Source organism: Streptomyces diastatochromogenes (assembly GCF_002242805.1).
GTDB lineage: Bacteria > Actinomycetota > Actinomycetes > Streptomycetales > Streptomycetaceae > Streptomyces > Streptomyces diastatochromogenes.
Window position 1 is genome coordinate 1 of sequence record NZ_MCGQ01000033.1, and the last position, 15,656, is coordinate 15,656.

17 protein-coding genes, 1 pseudogene and 1 riboswitch are annotated in these 15,656 nt (G+C 72.1%); of the genes and pseudogenes, 12 read left to right on the plus strand and 6 right to left on the minus strand.

From position 1 onward, the window contains the following. Window positions 1-227 (minus strand): annotated as a pseudogene (locus BEK98_RS32515) (aa3-type cytochrome oxidase subunit I); the annotation flags it as partial. 49 nt (window positions 228-276) lie between these two features. Here BEK98_RS32515 and BEK98_RS32520 point away from each other — a divergent pair. Further along, a complete protein-coding gene (locus BEK98_RS32520) occupies window positions 277-825 on the plus strand; it encodes an RNA polymerase sigma factor (RefSeq protein WP_094220323.1) in 549 nt (182 codons plus the stop codon). 251 nt (window positions 826-1,076) lie between these two features. Next, window positions 1,077-2,060: a CU044_5270 family protein gene (locus BEK98_RS32525; RefSeq protein WP_094220324.1), complete on the plus strand. Its 984-nt coding sequence runs from the start codon at window positions 1,077-1,079 to the stop codon at window positions 2,058-2,060. On the opposite strand, the gene BEK98_RS32530 is transcribed toward BEK98_RS32525, so the two are convergent. Then, a complete protein-coding gene (locus tag BEK98_RS32530) occupies window positions 2,061-2,909 on the minus strand; it encodes a bifunctional 5,10-methylenetetrahydrofolate dehydrogenase/5,10-methenyltetrahydrofolate cyclohydrolase (protein ID WP_094220325.1) in 849 nt (282 codons plus the stop codon). A gap of 23 nt (window positions 2,910-2,932) precedes the next feature. Then, window positions 2,933-3,013: riboswitch (ZMP/ZTP riboswitch) on the minus strand. Between the two features lie 350 nt (window positions 3,014-3,363). Next, entirely contained in the window at window positions 3,364-4,206 is an 843-nt protein-coding gene (locus tag BEK98_RS32535; RefSeq protein ID WP_094220326.1) for a hypothetical protein, read from the minus strand. A 60-nt stretch (window positions 4,207-4,266) separates the two neighbouring features. Here BEK98_RS32535 and BEK98_RS32540 point away from each other — a divergent pair, with 60 nt between their 5' ends. Further along, entirely contained in the window at window positions 4,267-4,815 is a 549-nt protein-coding gene (locus tag BEK98_RS32540) for a MarR family winged helix-turn-helix transcriptional regulator (RefSeq protein WP_167444306.1), read from the plus strand. A 24-nt stretch (window positions 4,816-4,839) separates the two neighbouring features. Here BEK98_RS32540 and BEK98_RS32545 read toward each other — a convergent pair whose 3' ends face one another. Further along, window positions 4,840-5,205 carry a nuclear transport factor 2 family protein gene (locus tag BEK98_RS32545; RefSeq protein WP_094220327.1) on the minus strand — a complete coding sequence of 122 codons (366 nt, stop codon included), beginning with the start codon at window positions 5,203-5,205 and terminating at the stop codon, window positions 4,840-4,842. Window positions 5,206-5,375: 170 nt separating this feature from the next. Between BEK98_RS32545 and BEK98_RS32550 the strand changes: the two genes are divergently transcribed. From BEK98_RS32550 to BEK98_RS32570, 5 genes are all read left to right on the plus strand, one after another. After that, window positions 5,376-5,681 (plus strand): hypothetical protein, encoded by a 306-nt coding sequence (locus BEK98_RS32550; RefSeq protein ID WP_094220328.1) that lies wholly within the window; start codon window positions 5,376-5,378, stop codon window positions 5,679-5,681. Window positions 5,682-5,962: 281 nt separating this feature from the next. Then, window positions 5,963-7,051, plus strand: coding sequence for an S-(hydroxymethyl)mycothiol dehydrogenase (locus BEK98_RS32555; protein ID WP_094220329.1), 1,089 nt, complete (start codon window positions 5,963-5,965; stop codon window positions 7,049-7,051). Beyond that, window positions 7,051-7,680 (plus strand): MBL fold metallo-hydrolase, encoded by a 630-nt coding sequence (locus tag BEK98_RS32560; protein ID WP_094220330.1) that lies wholly within the window; start codon window positions 7,051-7,053, stop codon window positions 7,678-7,680. The genes BEK98_RS32555 and BEK98_RS32560 overlap by 1 nt, the downstream gene beginning before the upstream one ends. A 28-nt stretch (window positions 7,681-7,708) precedes the next feature. Further along, window positions 7,709-8,077, plus strand: a complete 369-nt coding sequence (locus BEK98_RS32565) for a DUF4180 domain-containing protein (RefSeq protein ID WP_094220331.1) — start codon at window positions 7,709-7,711, stop codon at window positions 8,075-8,077. Window positions 8,078-8,167: 90 nt separating this feature from the next. Next, window positions 8,168-9,082 carry an SDR family oxidoreductase gene (locus tag BEK98_RS32570; RefSeq protein ID WP_094220332.1) on the plus strand — a complete coding sequence of 305 codons (915 nt, stop codon included), beginning with the start codon at window positions 8,168-8,170 and terminating at the stop codon, window positions 9,080-9,082. 52 nt (window positions 9,083-9,134) lie between these two features. Here BEK98_RS32570 and BEK98_RS32575 read toward each other — a convergent pair whose 3' ends face one another. Further along, window positions 9,135-10,526, minus strand: a complete 1,392-nt coding sequence (locus tag BEK98_RS32575; protein ID WP_094220333.1) for a pyridoxal phosphate-dependent decarboxylase family protein — start codon at window positions 10,524-10,526, stop codon at window positions 9,135-9,137. 62 nt (window positions 10,527-10,588) lie between these two features. Between BEK98_RS32575 and BEK98_RS32580 the strand changes: the two genes are divergently transcribed. Together BEK98_RS32580 and BEK98_RS32585 are read left to right on the plus strand one after the other, a co-directional pair. Next, window positions 10,589-11,986: an aminotransferase-like domain-containing protein gene (locus BEK98_RS32580; RefSeq protein WP_143684191.1), complete on the plus strand. Its 1,398-nt coding sequence runs from the start codon at window positions 10,589-10,591 to the stop codon at window positions 11,984-11,986. A 166-nt stretch (window positions 11,987-12,152) separates the two neighbouring features. Beyond that, window positions 12,153-12,848, plus strand: coding sequence for a L,D-transpeptidase family protein (locus BEK98_RS32585; protein WP_094220335.1), 696 nt, complete (start codon window positions 12,153-12,155; stop codon window positions 12,846-12,848). A 27-nt stretch (window positions 12,849-12,875) separates the two neighbouring features. Here the strand turns inward: BEK98_RS32585 and BEK98_RS32590 are convergent, their stop codons facing one another. Further along, the gene (locus BEK98_RS32590; protein ID WP_094220336.1) at window positions 12,876-14,078 is read right to left on the minus strand and encodes a Gfo/Idh/MocA family protein; all 1,203 of its coding nucleotides are present in this window, start codon (window positions 14,076-14,078) and stop codon (window positions 12,876-12,878) included. Between the two features lie 139 nt (window positions 14,079-14,217). Here BEK98_RS32590 and BEK98_RS32595 point away from each other — a divergent pair, with 139 nt between their 5' ends. Together BEK98_RS32595 and BEK98_RS49160 are read left to right on the plus strand one after the other, a co-directional pair. Next, a complete protein-coding gene (locus BEK98_RS32595) occupies window positions 14,218-15,366 on the plus strand; it encodes an ROK family transcriptional regulator (protein ID WP_094220337.1) in 1,149 nt (382 codons plus the stop codon). A gap of 99 nt (window positions 15,367-15,465) precedes the next feature. Then, on the plus strand, window positions 15,466-15,651 hold the full coding sequence (locus tag BEK98_RS49160) for a hypothetical protein (protein WP_101375428.1): 186 nt from the start codon (window positions 15,466-15,468) through the stop codon (window positions 15,649-15,651). Window positions 15,652-15,656 lie beyond the last annotated feature (5 nt).

Sequence of the window (15,656 nt, forward strand, 5' to 3'; positions counted from 1 at the left end):
TTCGACATGATCTGCAGGCCCGGACGGGCCAGCTCGGCGCGCATCAGCAGCGCCATCACGCCACCGATCAGGAAGAACGCGAACGACGTGACCAAGTAGAGCGTTCCGATCGTTTTGTGATCGGTGGTCGTCAGCCACCGTACGGCCCTGATGTCTCTGATCCTCTTCACACCCCGCCTGTGTCCGCGCCCGGCGCGCGGGTCACACTCGGACGGCGCGACGAGCATCACGGCAGAAGGGTGTGACGATCCGGGGAGTGCCGGACACCAACCGAGCATGAGCAACGACGAGATCTTCGCCGCTGCCTATCGCGAGCACTACTGGGCGGTCAGCCGCTATGTCGCCAGGCGACTGCAGGGGCGGGCCGACGAGGTGGAGGAAGTGGTGGCGGAGGTGTTCACGGTGGCCTGGCGCCGCCGGGCCGACCTGCCCGCAACGCCGCTGCCCTGGCTGTACGGCGTGGCACGCAACTGCCTGGCCAACGCGGTACGCGGCTACGGACGGCGGCGCCGGCTGCTGGACCGGCTGGGCAACGACGAGGCGGCGCACGGCCGGCACATCGTGGACAGCCCCGACGCGGAGGCCCCCGGCGGCTGGGTGCACGAGGCACTGGCCCGGCTGTCCCCGGCGGACCAGGAGGTGCTCCGCCTCGCGGCATGGGAGGAGCTCGGCGCCGAGGAGATCGCGGTGGCCCTGGGCTGCGGCAGACGGGCGGCGGTCATGCGACTGCACCGGGCCCGGCAGCGACTCAAGACGCAGATCGACCGCTTGCGTCCCTCGACGGCCGTCGATGCGCTGTCGCCGAGGGGGTTCGGTCATGGTTAGCGCTCGGCCCGCCCTGCCCCTTGCAGTCGCCGCTCCGTCTGGCACGGGGCACCGCGGGGGCCGGCGACTGTCCCTCTGCGTCTCTCGGCGGCTGTCGATGCGCTGCGGCCGAGGGGGTTCGGTCACGGCTGGCGCACGGCCCGTCCCGCCTCTCGCATTCGCCGCTCCGCCCGGCACGGGACACCGCCCGGGGCGACCGCCCTCCCCACCCGCGCCCGCTGTCGACGCGACGCCCTGCAAGGAACACCGACATGGCTGACGAACTCGAACTCCTCCGCCGCGCCAACCCGGTGTCGGCCGACGGCCCCCACTTCGGCGACGGGCCGCTGGACCATCGCGCCGAGCGGCGGCTCCGGCGGCTGATGAGCGAGGACCGGCCGCTCCGCCGTATCGTCCCGCGTGCCCGGCTGCTCTGGGGCCTCGCCGCCACCGGCGTCGTCCTGGTCACCGCCCTGACCGTGCTGATCGGCGGCCCGAGCACCCCGTCGGCCCTCGCCGCGCCGCGCCCGCTGACCGTCCGGGCCCACTCCACGCCCGTACCCCTGAAGGAGCTGGCCGGCCTTGCCGATGCGGCCGCGCAGGACGACACACCGCGCCTGCTCAAGGGCACGCATGTGCAGTCGTGGAGCCTCGCCATGGGTGACGGCAAACCGCCCGTCACCCTCCCCGAGGAGCGGGTCGTGCGCTGGCGGGCGGACGACAGCCACACCGAGCTGGTCGTGGCGACCGACCCCCGCCACCGCGGCCGCCCGGTCCTCACCGACGAGGGCGGCGAGCCGCGACCGGTCGAGGACGGTCATGTCCTCAGCCGGACCACCTACCCGCCGAGTTGGAGCGACGCCCCGCCCGCGGCACGCCCCCCGCACACCCAGGCCGCCCTGAGCGCCTACCTCGCCGAGACCGTCCGCACCGACTCCCCGCGCACCCCCGAACTCCTCGACGCCGTCAAGGAGTTGCTGGACCACTGGACCCTCGGCGCCCGCGAGTCGGCGGCGCTCGTCCGGGTCCTGGCGGACGCCCAGGGGCTGCGGCCCGTGGGGCAGGTGACGGACCGCCTCGGTCGCCCGGGGCAGGCGTACGTGTACGGCGGCGAGGGCGGGGGAGGCCGGCGCATGCTGATCCTCGACCCCCGCACCGGAGCCGTCCTCGGCCTGGAAGCCACCTTCACCCGGGACGAGCCCGAGTGGGGGGTCAAGGCCGGGGACGTCATGGAGTACAGCGCCTGGATGCGCTGATCACACCCCGAGCTGCCGGGCGGCGGCGGCGACGGTCTGCTCCAGCAGGGTGGCGATCGTCATCGGACCGACTCCGCCCGGCACCGGCGTGATCAGCGAGGCCCGCTCCACGGCGGAGTCGAAGTCGACGTCGCCGACGTTGCCGGGGTTGTAGCCCGCGTCGATGACGACCGCGCCCGGCTTGATGTCCTGCCCCCGGATGAGGCGCGGCCGGCCCACGGCGGCGACCACGATGTCGGCCTCACGTACCGCGGCCGGCAGATCCCGGGTGCGCGAGTGGCAGTACGTCACGGTCGCGTCGCGGGCCAGGAGTAGCATGCCCACCGGCTTGCCGAGGATGGCGCTGCGGCCCACCACCACGGCCCGCTTCCCCGCCGGGTCGACGTCGTACTCGTCGAGCAGCCTGAGGATGCCGCCGGGCGTGCAGGAGACGAAGCCCGGCAGGCCGAAGCTCATCGTGGCGAACGAGGCGAAGGTGACGCCGTCCACGTCCTTCTCCGGCGCGATCGCCTCGAACGCGGCCCGCTCGTCGATGTGGTCGCCCATCGGGTGCTGGAGCAGAATGCCGTGCACGGTCGGGTTGGCCGACAACTCCCTCAGGGTGCCGACGAGTTCGGTGGTGGTCGTGGCGGCGGGCAGCGCCACGTGCCGGGACTCGATGCCGGCCTTGCGGCAGCGGTTCTGCTTCATACGGACGTAGGTGACGGACGCCGGGTCCTCGCCGACCAGCACCGTGGCCAGACAGGGCGCGCTGCCCGTCCGTTCGGTGAGATCGGCGGCCTTCTTCGCGGTCTCCTCGACGATGCGGCGGGCGAGGGCGGTGCCGTCCATAAGTCGGGCCTGTGTCATCTGCACTCCTGAGCTGGGTTGACCTTCATCGCCCAGGCGCGCGGCATCCTCCACGGACCGCTCCCCGGTGGTACTCCACCTCAGCGCCAGTCACGGCCCGCCCAAAGCCTAACCGAGAGCACGAGCGGCATTGAGGCTGCGTGGACCGAGGCGGGTGGCGTGCGGGCGGTGTCGGCCGCGCCGGCCCGGCCCAGACCGCGCTGGTCGGCGTGGGTGGATGTCGGGGGCGGGGGCGGCCCCCCGACACGGGCATGCCCGGCGCCCCGCTCTGATGGCTCGGGCGGTGTCGGCCGTGCCGGCCCGGGCCGAGACCGCGCTGGCGGGCGCGGGGGAACAGCAGGGCGAGGGCAGCCCCCCGCACGGGCATGCCCGGCGCCCTCGCTCTGGTCGTCAGAACGGTGTCGGCCCCGTCAGCCCGGGCCCAGCCCGCGTCTGCCGACGCAAGCGGCGGTCCTCAGTCCGTGTCCGTCGCAGCGGGCAGCGCCGTCGGATCCGTCCCGGTGAGAAACGCCGACGCCTGGGCGGCCAGCCGGTCCGCGCCGATGGTCTCGGCCCAGCGGACGATCTCCGCCGCCAGCGCTACGGCGCCCGCCTCGTCGCCCGCGTCCCGGGCCAGGACGGCCAGCAGCAGTTGCTGGGAGAGGGTGCCGGGCACCGTGCCGGCCCGGGCGCCCAGTGCGGTGGCCCGGCGCCAGCGCTCCCCGGCCCGCTCGTGGTCGCCGGTGTCGTGGTCCTGGTCGCCGAGGTGCCGCAGTGCCTCGCGGGCCAGTAGACCGTCCGCGCCGTCCTCCCCGGCCCGCAGGGCGTCCGTGAAGTGAGTGGCGGCGGCCGTCCGGTCGGCGAAGTGGTTCTCCGTGATCAGCCCGCGGTACATCGCCCCCCAGCCCCGGCGCACCTCGTCCGGGGCCCCGGCGTGCAGCTCCCGTGCCCGGTCGAGGAGGGCGGCGAGCGCCTCGGGGTCCTTGCCGTCCGGGCCGATGCGGAGGGTGCCGTCGACCAGGAGCAGCCGGGCGTAGGTGTGCCTGAGCCGGAGGAAGTCCGTGTCCCAGTCGCCGTCCGGGAACTCCTTCTCGGCTGCCTCGATCCGCTCGGCCGCGGTGTCCGTCCCGGCGAACCAGTCACGGTCCAGGGCGACTTCGGCGGCGGCCCGGGTGAGCCGCGCGCGGTCGGCGGGCTCTTCGGCGGTGACCGAGGCCAGCAGCCGTGTGGCCCGGTCCCAGCGGCCCGCGACACTCAACTCCTTTATCGCATAGAGAAGTTCATCGACATCGACGAAGGCGAGCGCAGCATGTGTCATGCCGGGCAAAGTAGTTACCCGAAAAATGATCCACAAGAAAACCACTGCGGGAGGCAGACAGTGCAGGACTCGGTGGACCGGCACGTGGCCGTCTGGGTGCGCGAACTGGACTGGCTGGACCCGGTGAAAGAGGCGATCATCGCCCGGCTGGCGATCCTCGGACGGCACACCGCCCAGGCCCGCCGGGAGGCGCTGGACTCCGACGGCCTGAAGTACTGGCAGTACAAGCTGCTGTTGATGCTGCGCAGGTCCGGGCCGCCGTACGAGTCCAGTCCCTCGCAGCTCGCCGACCGGCTCGGGCTGACCCGAGGTGCGCTGTCGGCGCGGCTCGGGCCCGTCGAGGAGGCCGGGCTGATCACCCGTACCCACGAGACCGGCGACCGCCGACGGGTGCGGGTACGGCTCACCGAGGCCGGGCATGCCGCGTTCGAAGCGCATGCGGCAGCGGAGGACGCGGGTGAGGGCGCGCTGCTCGCAGCGCTGACCGGAGAAGAGCGGCGGACACTTGCAGACCTGCTGCGGAAACTGGTCCTGGCCACCGAGGGCGGCGCGGACGCGCCCGGCCCAGCGTCGCCCGGGCCGAGAAGGTCCAGGTCAGCCGGGAGGTGACCTGGACCCTCGCGACCTTCCTTCCTACTCGTCCCATGCCTGGATCAGGATCTGTTCGGCGATCTTCCCCTCGCGCAGGGTGATCATGGACTCGGCAAGGACCCGGGTGCCGTCCCCGTACTCGCAGGACTCGGAGTAGGCGGCGCGGTCGCCCTGGATGACGCACTGGTCCAGCTTGTGCGTCATGTCGCGGCTGTAGACGTCGTCGAGCATCTCGGCTATCTCGCGCCGGCCGTGCAGGACCTTGGGGTGACTGGGCTGGGTGTTGCGGTCGATGATGCGGATCTCCGCGTCGTCCGCGTAGAGGGCGAGCAGAGTGTTCCCGGTGTTCCCTTCTATGCCCCGGCGCAGTGTCTCGGTGTCGAAGGCGGAGCCTGTCGCAGCGCCCATGGTGACCTCCTTAAGGCGCCCTGGCCCGGCGGAAGCGGGCCGCACGGGCCCCACCTCCGAGGCTCCTCCGCCCCGGCGGCGACGGCAAGCGCAGCCGAGGCGGTCCGCCTGACGGGTGAGCGGCACCCGGGGACCGTGTCCGGGCGGGGCGCGGCGCCGTTGCTGAAGGCATGATCTCAACACGACGTATCGTCGCCGCCGTCGGTCTGGCCGTCGGTGTCACGGGTCTCGCCGCACCGCTGGCGAACGCGGCCGACGCGGGCGCACCGCACACCGGGCAGATCAACCCGATGACCACACTGGACTCGCTCGCCCTCAGCGACATCCCGGCAGAGCACCAGGCTCAGATGCCGCGGGTCTCGGACCAGCTGCGCCCGCTGAACCAGGTCAACGGACTGCAGCGGCTGAACGAACTGCACCAGCTCACCGACCTCGTCGCCCCCGTGACCGGCCTGCTGCCCGCCGTGGAGGCCTGAGCCGCCCACGGAACCGAGGGCCGTCCCGCCCGGGACGGCCCTTCACTGCTGTCCGCCCGATGTGGTCCTTCACCGCTGCCTGCCCCGGGCGGCCTTTCACCGCTGTCCGTCCGGGATCACCCTTCAGCACTGCCCGCCCCGGACGACCCTCCATCGCTGCCCGTCCGGAGCACCGGACGACGGCCGAAAGATCCACTCTCGTCGTCGTGGCCGATGCCGCCACCGGGCCCTCGCGCGTAGGGTCGGCTCCGAAGGCACATCGAGGAAAAGGGGCCAAGGCCATGGCGCAGGAAGTACGCGGCGTGATCGCACCGGGGAAGGACGAGCCCGTACGGGTCGAGACGATCGTGGTCCCGGACCCGGGACCCGGCGAAGCCGTCGTACGCGTCCAGGCCTGCGGCGTCTGTCACACCGATCTGCACTACAAACAGGGCGGAATCTCGGACGAGTTCCCCTTCCTGCTCGGCCACGAGGCCGCCGGCATCGTGGAGTCGGTCGGCGACGGGGTCACCGATGTGGCGCCCGGCGACTTCGTCATCCTCAACTGGCGGGCGGTGTGCGGCAATTGCCGGGCCTGTCTGCGCGGCCGCCCCTGGTACTGCTTCAACACCCACAACGCGAAGCAGAAGATGACCCTCGCCGCCACCGGGCAGGAACTCTCCCCGGCGCTCGGCATCGGCGCCTTCGCCGAGAAGACGCTGGTCGCGGCCGGACAGTGCACCAAGGTCGACCCGGCGGTCTCCCCGGCCGTGGCCGGGCTGCTCGGCTGCGGGGTGATGGCCGGCATCGGCGCCGCCATCAACACCGGGAGCGTCGGCCGTGGCGACTCCGTCGCCGTCATCGGCTGCGGCGGCGTCGGTGACGCGGCCATCGCCGGATCGAACCTCGCCGGCGCGGCGCGGATCATCGCCGTGGACATCGACGACCGCAAGCTGGAGCAGGCCCGCACGCTGGGCGCCACCCACACCGTCAACTCCAAGGAGACCGACCCGGTCGAGGCGATCCGCGAGCTGACCGGCGGCTTCGGCGCCGACGTCGTGATCGAGGCGGTCGGCCGCCCGGAGACGTACAAGCAGGCCTTCTACGCCCGCGACCTGGCCGGCACCGTCGTCCTCGTCGGCGTTCCCACCCCCGAGATGAAGCTCGAACTGCCGCTGCTGGACGTCTTCGGACGCGGCGGCGCGCTCAAGTCCAGCTGGTACGGCGACTGCCTGCCCTCCCGGGACTTCCCGATGCTGATCGACCTGCACCTCCAGGGCCGCCTGCCGCTGGACGCGTTCGTCACCGAGACCATCCAACTGGATGAGGTGGAGAAGGCGTTCGAGCGGATGCACCAGGGCGACGTGCTGCGCTCGGTGGTGGTGCTGTGATGACCACCCGCATCGAACGCCTCGTCACCTCCGGCCAGTTCACCCTCGACGGCGGCACCTGGGACGTCGAGAACAACGTGTGGATCGTCGGAGACGAACGCGAAGTGATCGTCATCGACGCCGCCCACGACGCCGAGGCCATCGCCGACGCGGTGGCCGATCGCCGGCTGACCGCCATCGTGTGCACCCACGCCCACAACGACCACATCGACGCGGCCCCCGCCCTCGCCGACCTCACCGGCGCCACCATCTGGCTCCACCCGGACGACCTGCCGCTGTGGAAGCTCACGCACCCCGACCGCGAACCCGACCGCCACCTCGCCGACGGCCAGGTCATCGAGGCCGCCGGCGCCGACCTGACCGTCCTGCACACCCCGGGCCACTCCCTCGGTGCCGTCTGCCTGTACGACCCCGGCCTCGGCGTCGTCTTCACCGGCGACACCCTCTTCCTGGGCGGCCCCGGCGCCACGGGACGCTCGTTCTCCCACTTCCCGACGATCATCGAGTCCATCCGTGACCGGCTCCTCACCCTCCCGCCTGAGACCAAGGTCCTCACCGGCCACGGCGACGCCACCACCATCGGCGCCGAACTGCCCCACCTGGACGAGTGGATCAAACGCGGGCACTGACCCGGGGCCCGGCCGTACGATCACGGCCATGACCACCAACACGCTCGAAACACTCCACGACGTGCCCGTTCTGCGCTGTGCCCCCGAAGGGCCCGCCCTCGACAGCGAGCGCGCGGCCCTCGATCTGATCGGTGACGCGATGGGGCAGGGCGCGGAACTGGTGGTGGTGCCCGTAGAGCGCGTCGCGGACGAGTTCTTCCGGCTGCGGTCGGGCGTCGCCGGTGCGGTCGTGCAGAAGTTCGTGACCTACCGGCTGCGGCTCGCCGTCGTCGGCGACATCTCGGCCCATGTCGAGGCGAGCGACGCGCTGCGGGACTTCGTGTACGAGTCGAACCAGGGCGGCCAGCTCTGGTTCCTCACCCGCTACCAGGACTTGGACGACCGCCTGCGCCGCTGAGAAAGGGCGACAAGAAAAGGCGACAGGAGATGTCCGGCTTTCCCGTGAGAGTGGACGACGATGAGAGTCGTACCGCACGGGAGGTCGGACATGTCAGGGCCGCTGGAAGGCAAGGTAGCGCTGGTCGCCGGGGCGACCCGGGGCGCGGGGCGGGGCATCGCCGCGGAACTGGGCGCGGCCGGTGCCACCGTCTACGTCACCGGACGCAGCACCCGCTCCCACCGCTCCGAGTACGACCGCCCCGAGACCATCGAGGACACCGCCGACCTCGTCTCGGCGGCGGGCGGACACGGCATCGCCGTCCCCGTCGATCACCTGGACAGGTCCGCGGTACGGGCCCTCGTGGACCGTGTCGCGGACGAACAGGGCCGCCTGGACGTCTTGGTGAACGACATCTGGGGCGGCGAGAAACTCTTCGAGTGGGACACGCCGGTGTGGGAGCACGACCTCGACAACGGGCTCCGGCTGCTCCGGCTCGCCGTCGAAACGCACGCCGTCACCAGCCACTTCGCGCTGCCGCTCCTGCTGCGCCACCTGGGCGGCCTGGTCGTGGAGGTCACGGACGGCACCGCCGCCTACAACCGCGACACCTACCGCGTGAACCTCTTCTACGACCTCGCCAAGGCCTCCGTGCTCCGCATGGCCTTCGCGCTCGGCCACGAACTCGGCCCACGCGGCGCCACCGCCCTCGCACTGACCCCCGGCTGGCTGCGCTCGGAGATCATGCTCGACGCCTTCGGCGTGCGCGAGGACAACTGGCGCGACGCCCTCGACCGCGAACCGCACTTCGCCATCTCCGAGACCCCCCGCTTCGTCGGTCGCGCCGTCGCCGCGCTGGCCGGCGATCCCGACGTGGCCCGCTTCAACGGGCAGTCCCTCTCCAGCGGCGGCCTCGCCCAGGAGTACGGGTTCACCGACCTCGACGGAAGCCGTCCCGACGCCTGGCGGTACCTGGTCGAGGTACAGGACGCGGGCAAGCTGGCGGATGTGACCGGCTACCGGTGAAACCGGGCCCCGCGGCCCTACGGTCACCCCACCTCAAGCGCTTCGCAGGACGTCAGCCGGAAGCCGTCGCGAGCACGTCCAGGACCCGGCGGGTATCGGCCTCGGTGGTGCGCCAGTTGCTGAACGCGGCCCGTAGGGCGGGCACTCCGCCGTACACGGTCGGCGTCAGGAACGCCTCCCCGGACTCGGCGACCGCCCGCGCCAGCGCGTCCACCCGCTCCTGCGTGGGCTCCTCCTCGGCGAGCGTGAAGCAGACGACGTTGAGCCGGACCGGGGCCAGCAGGCGCAGGCCCGGAAGGGCGTCGACGCCCTCGCCCAGCCGGCGGGCGAGGGCCACGTTGCGCTCGACGATCTCGCGGTGCCCGGCCCGGCCGTAGGCCACCAGGGAGAACCAGGCCGGCAGGGCGCGCAGCCGCCGGGAGTTCTCCGGGGTGAGGTGCAGGAAGTCGGGCTCGCCGGTGGGCAGGCCCAGGTACGGCGAGGAGTTGTGGAACACCGCCACCTGGAGATCGCGGCGGCGGGTGAACTGGACGGCCGCGTCATAGGGCACGTTGAGCCACTTGTGCAGGTCCACGCAGACCGAGTCGGCCGCGTCCAGCCCGTCGACCAGCATGGCGTACTCGGGGGAGAGGGCGGCGAACCCGCCGAACGCGGCGTCCACGTGCAGCCAGAAGTCGTGGCGCTCCTTCAGCGCGGCGATCGCCCTCAGGTCGTCGAAGTCGACGGTGTTCACCGTGCCCGCGTTCGCGACGACGATCGCGGGCCGACCGCCGAGATCCGCCAGTGCCGACTCCAGCGCGGCCACGTCCACGGCCTCCCGGTTGCCCGGCAGCAGCGGCACCCGGCGCAGCCGGTCCCGGCCGATGCCCAGCACCGACATGGCTTTGGCCACGCTGGAGTGCGGGCTGCCGGAGAGCACGTCGACCGGGCCGAGCGCGGCGGCCCCCGACCGGGAGACGTCCACCCCGAGCCGCTCGCCGAGCCACTCGCGAGCGATCGCGAGGCCGACCGTGTTGGACACCGTCGCCCCGGTCACGAACGCCCCGCTGTGCGCCTCGCCCAGCCCGAACAGTTCGCGCAGCCACGCCACGGTCTCCCGCTCCAGCTCCGCCGCCCAGGATCCGCCCGCCCCGGAGATGTTCTGATCGAACGTGGACGTCAGCCAGTCCCCGGCGACCGACGCGGGGGTCGCGCCGCCGGTGACGAAGCCCAGGTAGCGGGGTCCGGCCGAGCCGGAGAAGCCGGGCGCCCACCGCTCGGCGAACCGCGCGAGGGTGCCCTCGCCGCCCGCGCCCTCGGCCGGCAGGGGCGCACGCCCGGGAGGCCGCCCGGGTGCGGCGACCGGCCGCTCGGCCAGGCCGGCCACCTCACGGGCGGCGAAGTCGCGGGCGGACTGCAGGAGTTCGGGAAGCCGGGAGAGATCGTCGGCGAGTGTGCGGTGCATGAGCGGCAGCGTAGGCCCGGCGGGGGTCCGTACGACTGGTCCAGTTGAGGGAAACTGGACCAGTGGACACTGGTTTCGTCGCCGCGCTCGGTGACTGGCGTGCCCGGCCCGGCCCCCGCGCCCGCTCCCTCGCCACGGCGGTACGCGAGGCGGTCGTCGACGGGCGGCTCCCGGCCGGCTCCCGGCTGCCGTCGGAGCGGGAACTCGCCCGCGTGCTGCAGCTCAGCCGCGGCACGGTGGTGGCCGCGCTGACCCTGCTCCGCGACGACGGCTGGCTCGCCACCCGGCACGGCAGCGGCAGTGTCGTCCGCCTGCCCACGCGGCTCACCGAGCGCACCACGCCCTGGTCGCAGGACCGGGGCGGCGCCCCCGACGCCGACCTCGACCTCACCCTCGCCGTCACCGCCGCACCCCACGAGGCCTTCCGCGCCGCGCTCGCCAGGGCCGCCGAACGCGGCGCCGCCCTGCTCGTCGACTCCGGCGTCACCGGCGCGGGCCTGCCCCGTCTGCGGGAGCTGCTCGCCGAGCGCTACACCCGCGCCGGCCTCGCCACCCGCTCCGAGCAGATCCTCGTCACCGCGGGCGCCCAGGCCGCCCTCACCCTGCTCCTGGACCACCTCCACACCGACCGCCGGTCACCCGTCGTCGTGGAGAACCCCAGCTACCCGGGCGCCCTCGCCGTCCTGCGCGCCCGGCGCACCCGCCTCCTGGCCGTCCCCGTCACGGCACCCGACGGCTGGGACACCGACCGCCTCACGGACGCGGTACGCCGCCACAGCCCCCGACTCGCCTACCTGATGCCCGACTTCCACAACCCGACCGGCGCCCACATGGACGGACCGACGCGCCGTACGATCGCCTCCCTCGCCGACCGGCACGGGCTGACCGTCCTCGCCGACGAGACGATGCGCGACCTGGACCTGAGGAGGCCGCCCGGCACCGAACCCCACCTCGCCGGGGCCCGGGTGATCCAGATCGGCTCGGCGAGCAAGACCCTGTGGAGCGGCCTGAGGGTCGGCTGGATCAGGGCGAGCGCGGACCTCGTACGACAGCTGCGGCTGAACCCGCTCCAGGCCCAGCTCTCCCCGCCCCCGCTGGAACAGCTCATCGCCGCCGAACTCCTCGGCGCACCGCTCCCGGACCTCCTGGCCGACCGCCGCGACCGGCTGCGCGCCCAGCGCGACCACCTGGTCGCCCTGCTCGCCCCGACCGGATGGACGTACACCGTCCCGGAGGGCGGCCTGACGCTGTGGCTGCGCCTCGGCGAGGGCACGAGCGCCACCGACCTCGCGGCCCGCGCCGCCGCGCGCGGACTCGCGGTGACCCCCGGCCCGCGCTTCGCCGCCGACCGCACCACCCTCACCCGGCACCTGCGCCTGCCGTTCACGGCGACGCCGGAGACGCTGACGCGGGCGGTGGGGCTGTTGCGCGCGTGCTCGGGGAGCCCCGAAACTGCCTGACCGCCCCTACGCGCGGCGGCGAAGTTCACCGTTTCGTCACAGCGTGGCCGGAACTACAACCGTCGGGCCGGGCGGCAGGTCTAGTAGGCCGAGAGCGCGGGAATCGCGAAGGGAACCACCCGGGGGAGGCCCTGGGAGAACAAGGGGCGAAGGGGAAGAGGCCGATATGGGGGACATACGCAGACGAGGTGTCGTCGCGCTCGGCGTCACCGCACTGGTGGCACCGCTCACGCTCGCCTTCACCGCGGCACCGGCCCAGGCCGCGAGCTGCACCACGCAGGCGGGGCCGTACCAGAAGCAGGTGGAGAAGTTCCTCGGCCGACCGGTCGACGGAAAGCAGTCGTCCGCCGACTGCAAGGCCATCCAGGCCTTCCAGAACAAGCACGGCATCACGCCCGCCATCGGCTACGCCGGGCCCGTCACCTGGGGCGTGATGGACCTGATGAACAAGCAGAAGGCCGTCGGGAACGACCCGAACAAGGACGGCAAGTGCCCGGTGAACAAGGGCCGTATCGCCTGCGTGAACCTCTCGCTCCAGCTGAGCTGGATCCAGGACGGCGACAAGCTGGTCTACGGGCCCGTACCGGTGCGCACCGGCCGTGACGGGTACGAGACCCGCACCGGTCTGAAGAAGATCTACTGGCGGGACATCGACCACGTCTCGACCGTCTACAACGTGCCGATGCCCTACAGCCAGTTCTTCGACGGCGGCCAGGCCTTCCACTCCGTCAACCTCAGCATGTGGAACCCGCCGGGCTCGCACGGCTGCGTCAACATGACCACGAAGGACGCCAAGAAGTACTGGTCGCTGCTGAAGAAGGGCGACGACGTCTTCGTGTACGGCCGCAAGCCGGGCACCTGAGCCGGCCGAGGCGCCCGGCCACCGGGCTCAGTTCTCCGGCGCGTCCCCGAAGTCGGGGATCCGCAGCCGGACCCCGCCCTGCCGCGCGGACTCGTGCGCGATGATGCCCGGCAGGGTGTAGCGGGCGGCCACCCACGCGTTCACCGACGGCAGGGTCCGGGTGTTGACCGCGGTGACGAAGTCGTCCACCAGGAAGTGGTGGCTGCCCTCGTGCCCGTTGTGCAACTGGTCGAACTCCCGCGGCAGCCGGGCGCGGTCGTGCACCGGCGCCGACCCGGAGGTGAAGGCGGCCCGCAGCTCCGGCGCGATGTGCCGCAGCGACGGATCGTCGGGCGACAGGGTCGGCTTGGGCTCCAGCAGTTCGCTGATGTCCTTCACGCCGTTCTTGTCCTGCCACAGCGCCACCGTCGCCAGCTGCTCCATGCTCGCCTCCGTCCCGAAGAAGCGGAAGCGGGACTCGCGGATGTGCGAGGGGTAGCCGACCCGCCGGAACTCATTCGTACGGAACGAGCCGCCGCCCGCCACTTCGAACAGCGCGGTCGCGTTGGACACGTCGTTGTCGAACTGGCTGACCGAGCGATCGAAAACGCCGTCGCCGCGATCGTCATGCACACCGATCGCCGAGACGCTCACCGCGTGCGTCCGCCAGGCCCCGAGCACCCCGCCCACCGAGTGCGTCGGGTACAGCAGCGGGGGATAGCTGGCGGTCGCCTTCCAGTTCTCGCCGCCGCTGTACTGGTAAGCCTCGTAGAAGCCGAGGTCCATGTCGTGGACGTAGTCGCCCTCGGCGTAGAACAGCCGGCCGAAGGCGCCCTCGGCGATCTGGTTGCGGGCGTGCACGGTCGCCGGGTTGTACTGGCTGGTCTCGCCCATCATGTACGTCAGCCCGGTCGCCCGGACCGCGTCGATGATCGCGGCTATCTCCTCGGTGGTGATCGCCATCGGCACCGCCGAGTACACGTGCTTGCCCGCGTTCAGGCCCTGCAGGACCAGCGGGCCGTGCGTCCAGCGCTGGGTGAAGATCGCTACCGCGTCGACCGCCGGCGACTCCAGCATGGCCTCGTACGACGGGAACGTGCCCGCGAGCCCCTGTGTGGCGGCGAGCCGCTCGGCCCGCTCGGGCAGCAGGTCGGTGATGTGGACTTCGCTCACGCCGGGATGGGCCTGGAAGAGCGAGGCGAACTGACCGGAGAACTGGCCGGCACCGACGATGCCGAGGGAGAATGTCATGCAGATTACTTTTGCTTCAGAAGAATCAGACCGTCAAGGGGGCGCTCAAAGCTTTCGCCTGCTGGGCTTGATGCCGGTTGAGTCTCAGTAGAGTAAGTCTGTTACTTCCATCTCAAAAGAAACGGAGGGGTCGGCCCTCATGAGCAGCTGGCTGCCGCTGAGCCCCGGGGAACGCTCCGTGGCGATCGAGATCCTCGTGCACGGCCCGCTGTCCCGCACCGAGCTGGCCCGTCGGCTAGACCTCTCGCAGGGCAGCCTCACCCGGCTGACCAAGCCGCTGATCGAGTCCGGTCTGCTGGTGGAGGTGCCCGAGGCGGGCGCCCCGGCGGAGGTGCGTCAGGGCCGGCCCTCGCAGCCGCTCGACATCGTCGCCGAGTCCCGCGCCTTCCTCGGCTTCAAGATCACCGACGACATGGTCTACGGCGTCGTCACCACGCTCCGCAGTGACGTCGTCGCCCGCCTCGACCGGCCGCTGACCGGCCACGACCCCGCGGCCGTAGCCGACCTGCTCGCACAGATGACCGCCGAACTGGCCGCACGCCACCCCGCCCTCGCGGGCATCGGCATCGGCGTGGGCGGACTGGTGCGGGAGCGTGCGGTGGTCGGCGAGTCACCCTTCCTGCAGTGGCGGGACGTTCCGCTCGCCGACCTGGTCCGGGAGCGCACCGGGCTGCCGGTGGTCGTGGAGAACGATGTGGCCGCCCTGGTCGAGGCCGAGACCTGGTTCGGCGCCGGACGCGGCCTCGACCGCTTCGTCGTGCTGACCATCGGCGCGGGCATCGGCTACGGGCTCGTCCTCGGCGGCAGGCGGGTGCCGTACGCCGAGGAGGACCGTGGCTTCGGCCGGCACCTGATCATCAACCCCCACGGCCCGCTCACCCCGAACGGCGAGCGCGGCAGCGCCGTGTCCCTGCTCGCCATCCCCAGCATCCGCTACCAGATCCGTGCCGCCACCGGCCGGGACGCGACCTACGAGGAGATCCTCGCCGGTGCCGCGGCGGGCGAGCCCATGGCCTCCCGGGTGATCGGCGAGGCCGCCCGGGCCCTGGGCACGCTGGTCGCGCAGATCGCCAACTTCGCGATGCCGCAGAAGATCCTGCTCGCCGGGGAAGGCGTGGGCCTCATGGATGTGGCGGGGGACGCGGTGCGGGAGACCATCGCCGACCACCGGCACCCGCTGGCCGATCCGGTCGGCCTGGAGACCAAGGTCTCCGACTTCCACGACTGGGCGCGCGGAGCGGCCGTGTTGGCGATCCAGGTCCTTGTGCTCGGCGCGGACCGGGCATGAACTCCCGCTCGCACTTGACAGATTGACGTGATGAGTAACACGGTCCGAAATGTCCGCATCGGGTGTACTTACTCACAGCGCCTTCACCTCCGTCGGCATATGCTTCACAGCATGTCCACCACTGTTGAAGCCGTCTCCGAGCGATCGGCCGACGAGGTCAACGAGGAGATCAGGGCCCTGTGGCGCCGGTCGGGCGGGACACTGACCACCGAGCAGCGCGCGGAGTACCAGCGCCTCGTGATGGAGTGGGCCGCAGCGGCCCCGCAGCCGCACCAGGCGGCCTGAACCTC

Coding starts and splice junctions, on each gene's coding strand:
- BEK98_RS32560 (WP_094220330.1), top strand. CDS start 7,051: ATGACCACCCGCATCGAACGCCTCGTCACCTCCGGCCAGTTCACCCTC.
- BEK98_RS32590 (WP_094220336.1), bottom strand. CDS start 14,078: ATGACATTCTCCCTCGGCATCGTCGGTGCCGGCCAGTTCTCCGGTCAG.
- BEK98_RS32570 (WP_094220332.1), top strand. CDS start 8,168: ATGTCAGGGCCGCTGGAAGGCAAGGTAGCGCTGGTCGCCGGGGCGACC.
- BEK98_RS32550 (WP_094220328.1), top strand. CDS start 5,376: ATGATCTCAACACGACGTATCGTCGCCGCCGTCGGTCTGGCCGTCGGT.
- BEK98_RS32585 (WP_094220335.1), top strand. CDS start 12,153: ATGGGGGACATACGCAGACGAGGTGTCGTCGCGCTCGGCGTCACCGCA.
- BEK98_RS32565 (WP_094220331.1), top strand. CDS start 7,709: ATGACCACCAACACGCTCGAAACACTCCACGACGTGCCCGTTCTGCGC.
- BEK98_RS32535 (WP_094220326.1), bottom strand. CDS start 4,206: ATGACACATGCTGCGCTCGCCTTCGTCGATGTCGATGAACTTCTCTAT.
- BEK98_RS49160 (WP_101375428.1), top strand. CDS start 15,466: ATGCTTCACAGCATGTCCACCACTGTTGAAGCCGTCTCCGAGCGATCG.
- BEK98_RS32520 (WP_094220323.1), top strand. CDS start 277: ATGAGCAACGACGAGATCTTCGCCGCTGCCTATCGCGAGCACTACTGG.
- BEK98_RS32525 (WP_094220324.1), top strand. CDS start 1,077: ATGGCTGACGAACTCGAACTCCTCCGCCGCGCCAACCCGGTGTCGGCC.
- BEK98_RS32575 (WP_094220333.1), bottom strand. CDS start 10,526: ATGCACCGCACACTCGCCGACGATCTCTCCCGGCTTCCCGAACTCCTG.
- BEK98_RS32555 (WP_094220329.1), top strand. CDS start 5,963: ATGGCGCAGGAAGTACGCGGCGTGATCGCACCGGGGAAGGACGAGCCC.
- BEK98_RS32595 (WP_094220337.1), top strand. CDS start 14,218: ATGAGCAGCTGGCTGCCGCTGAGCCCCGGGGAACGCTCCGTGGCGATC.
- BEK98_RS32530 (WP_094220325.1), bottom strand. CDS start 2,909: ATGACACAGGCCCGACTTATGGACGGCACCGCCCTCGCCCGCCGCATC.
- BEK98_RS32545 (WP_094220327.1), bottom strand. CDS start 5,205: ATGGGCGCTGCGACAGGCTCCGCCTTCGACACCGAGACACTGCGCCGG.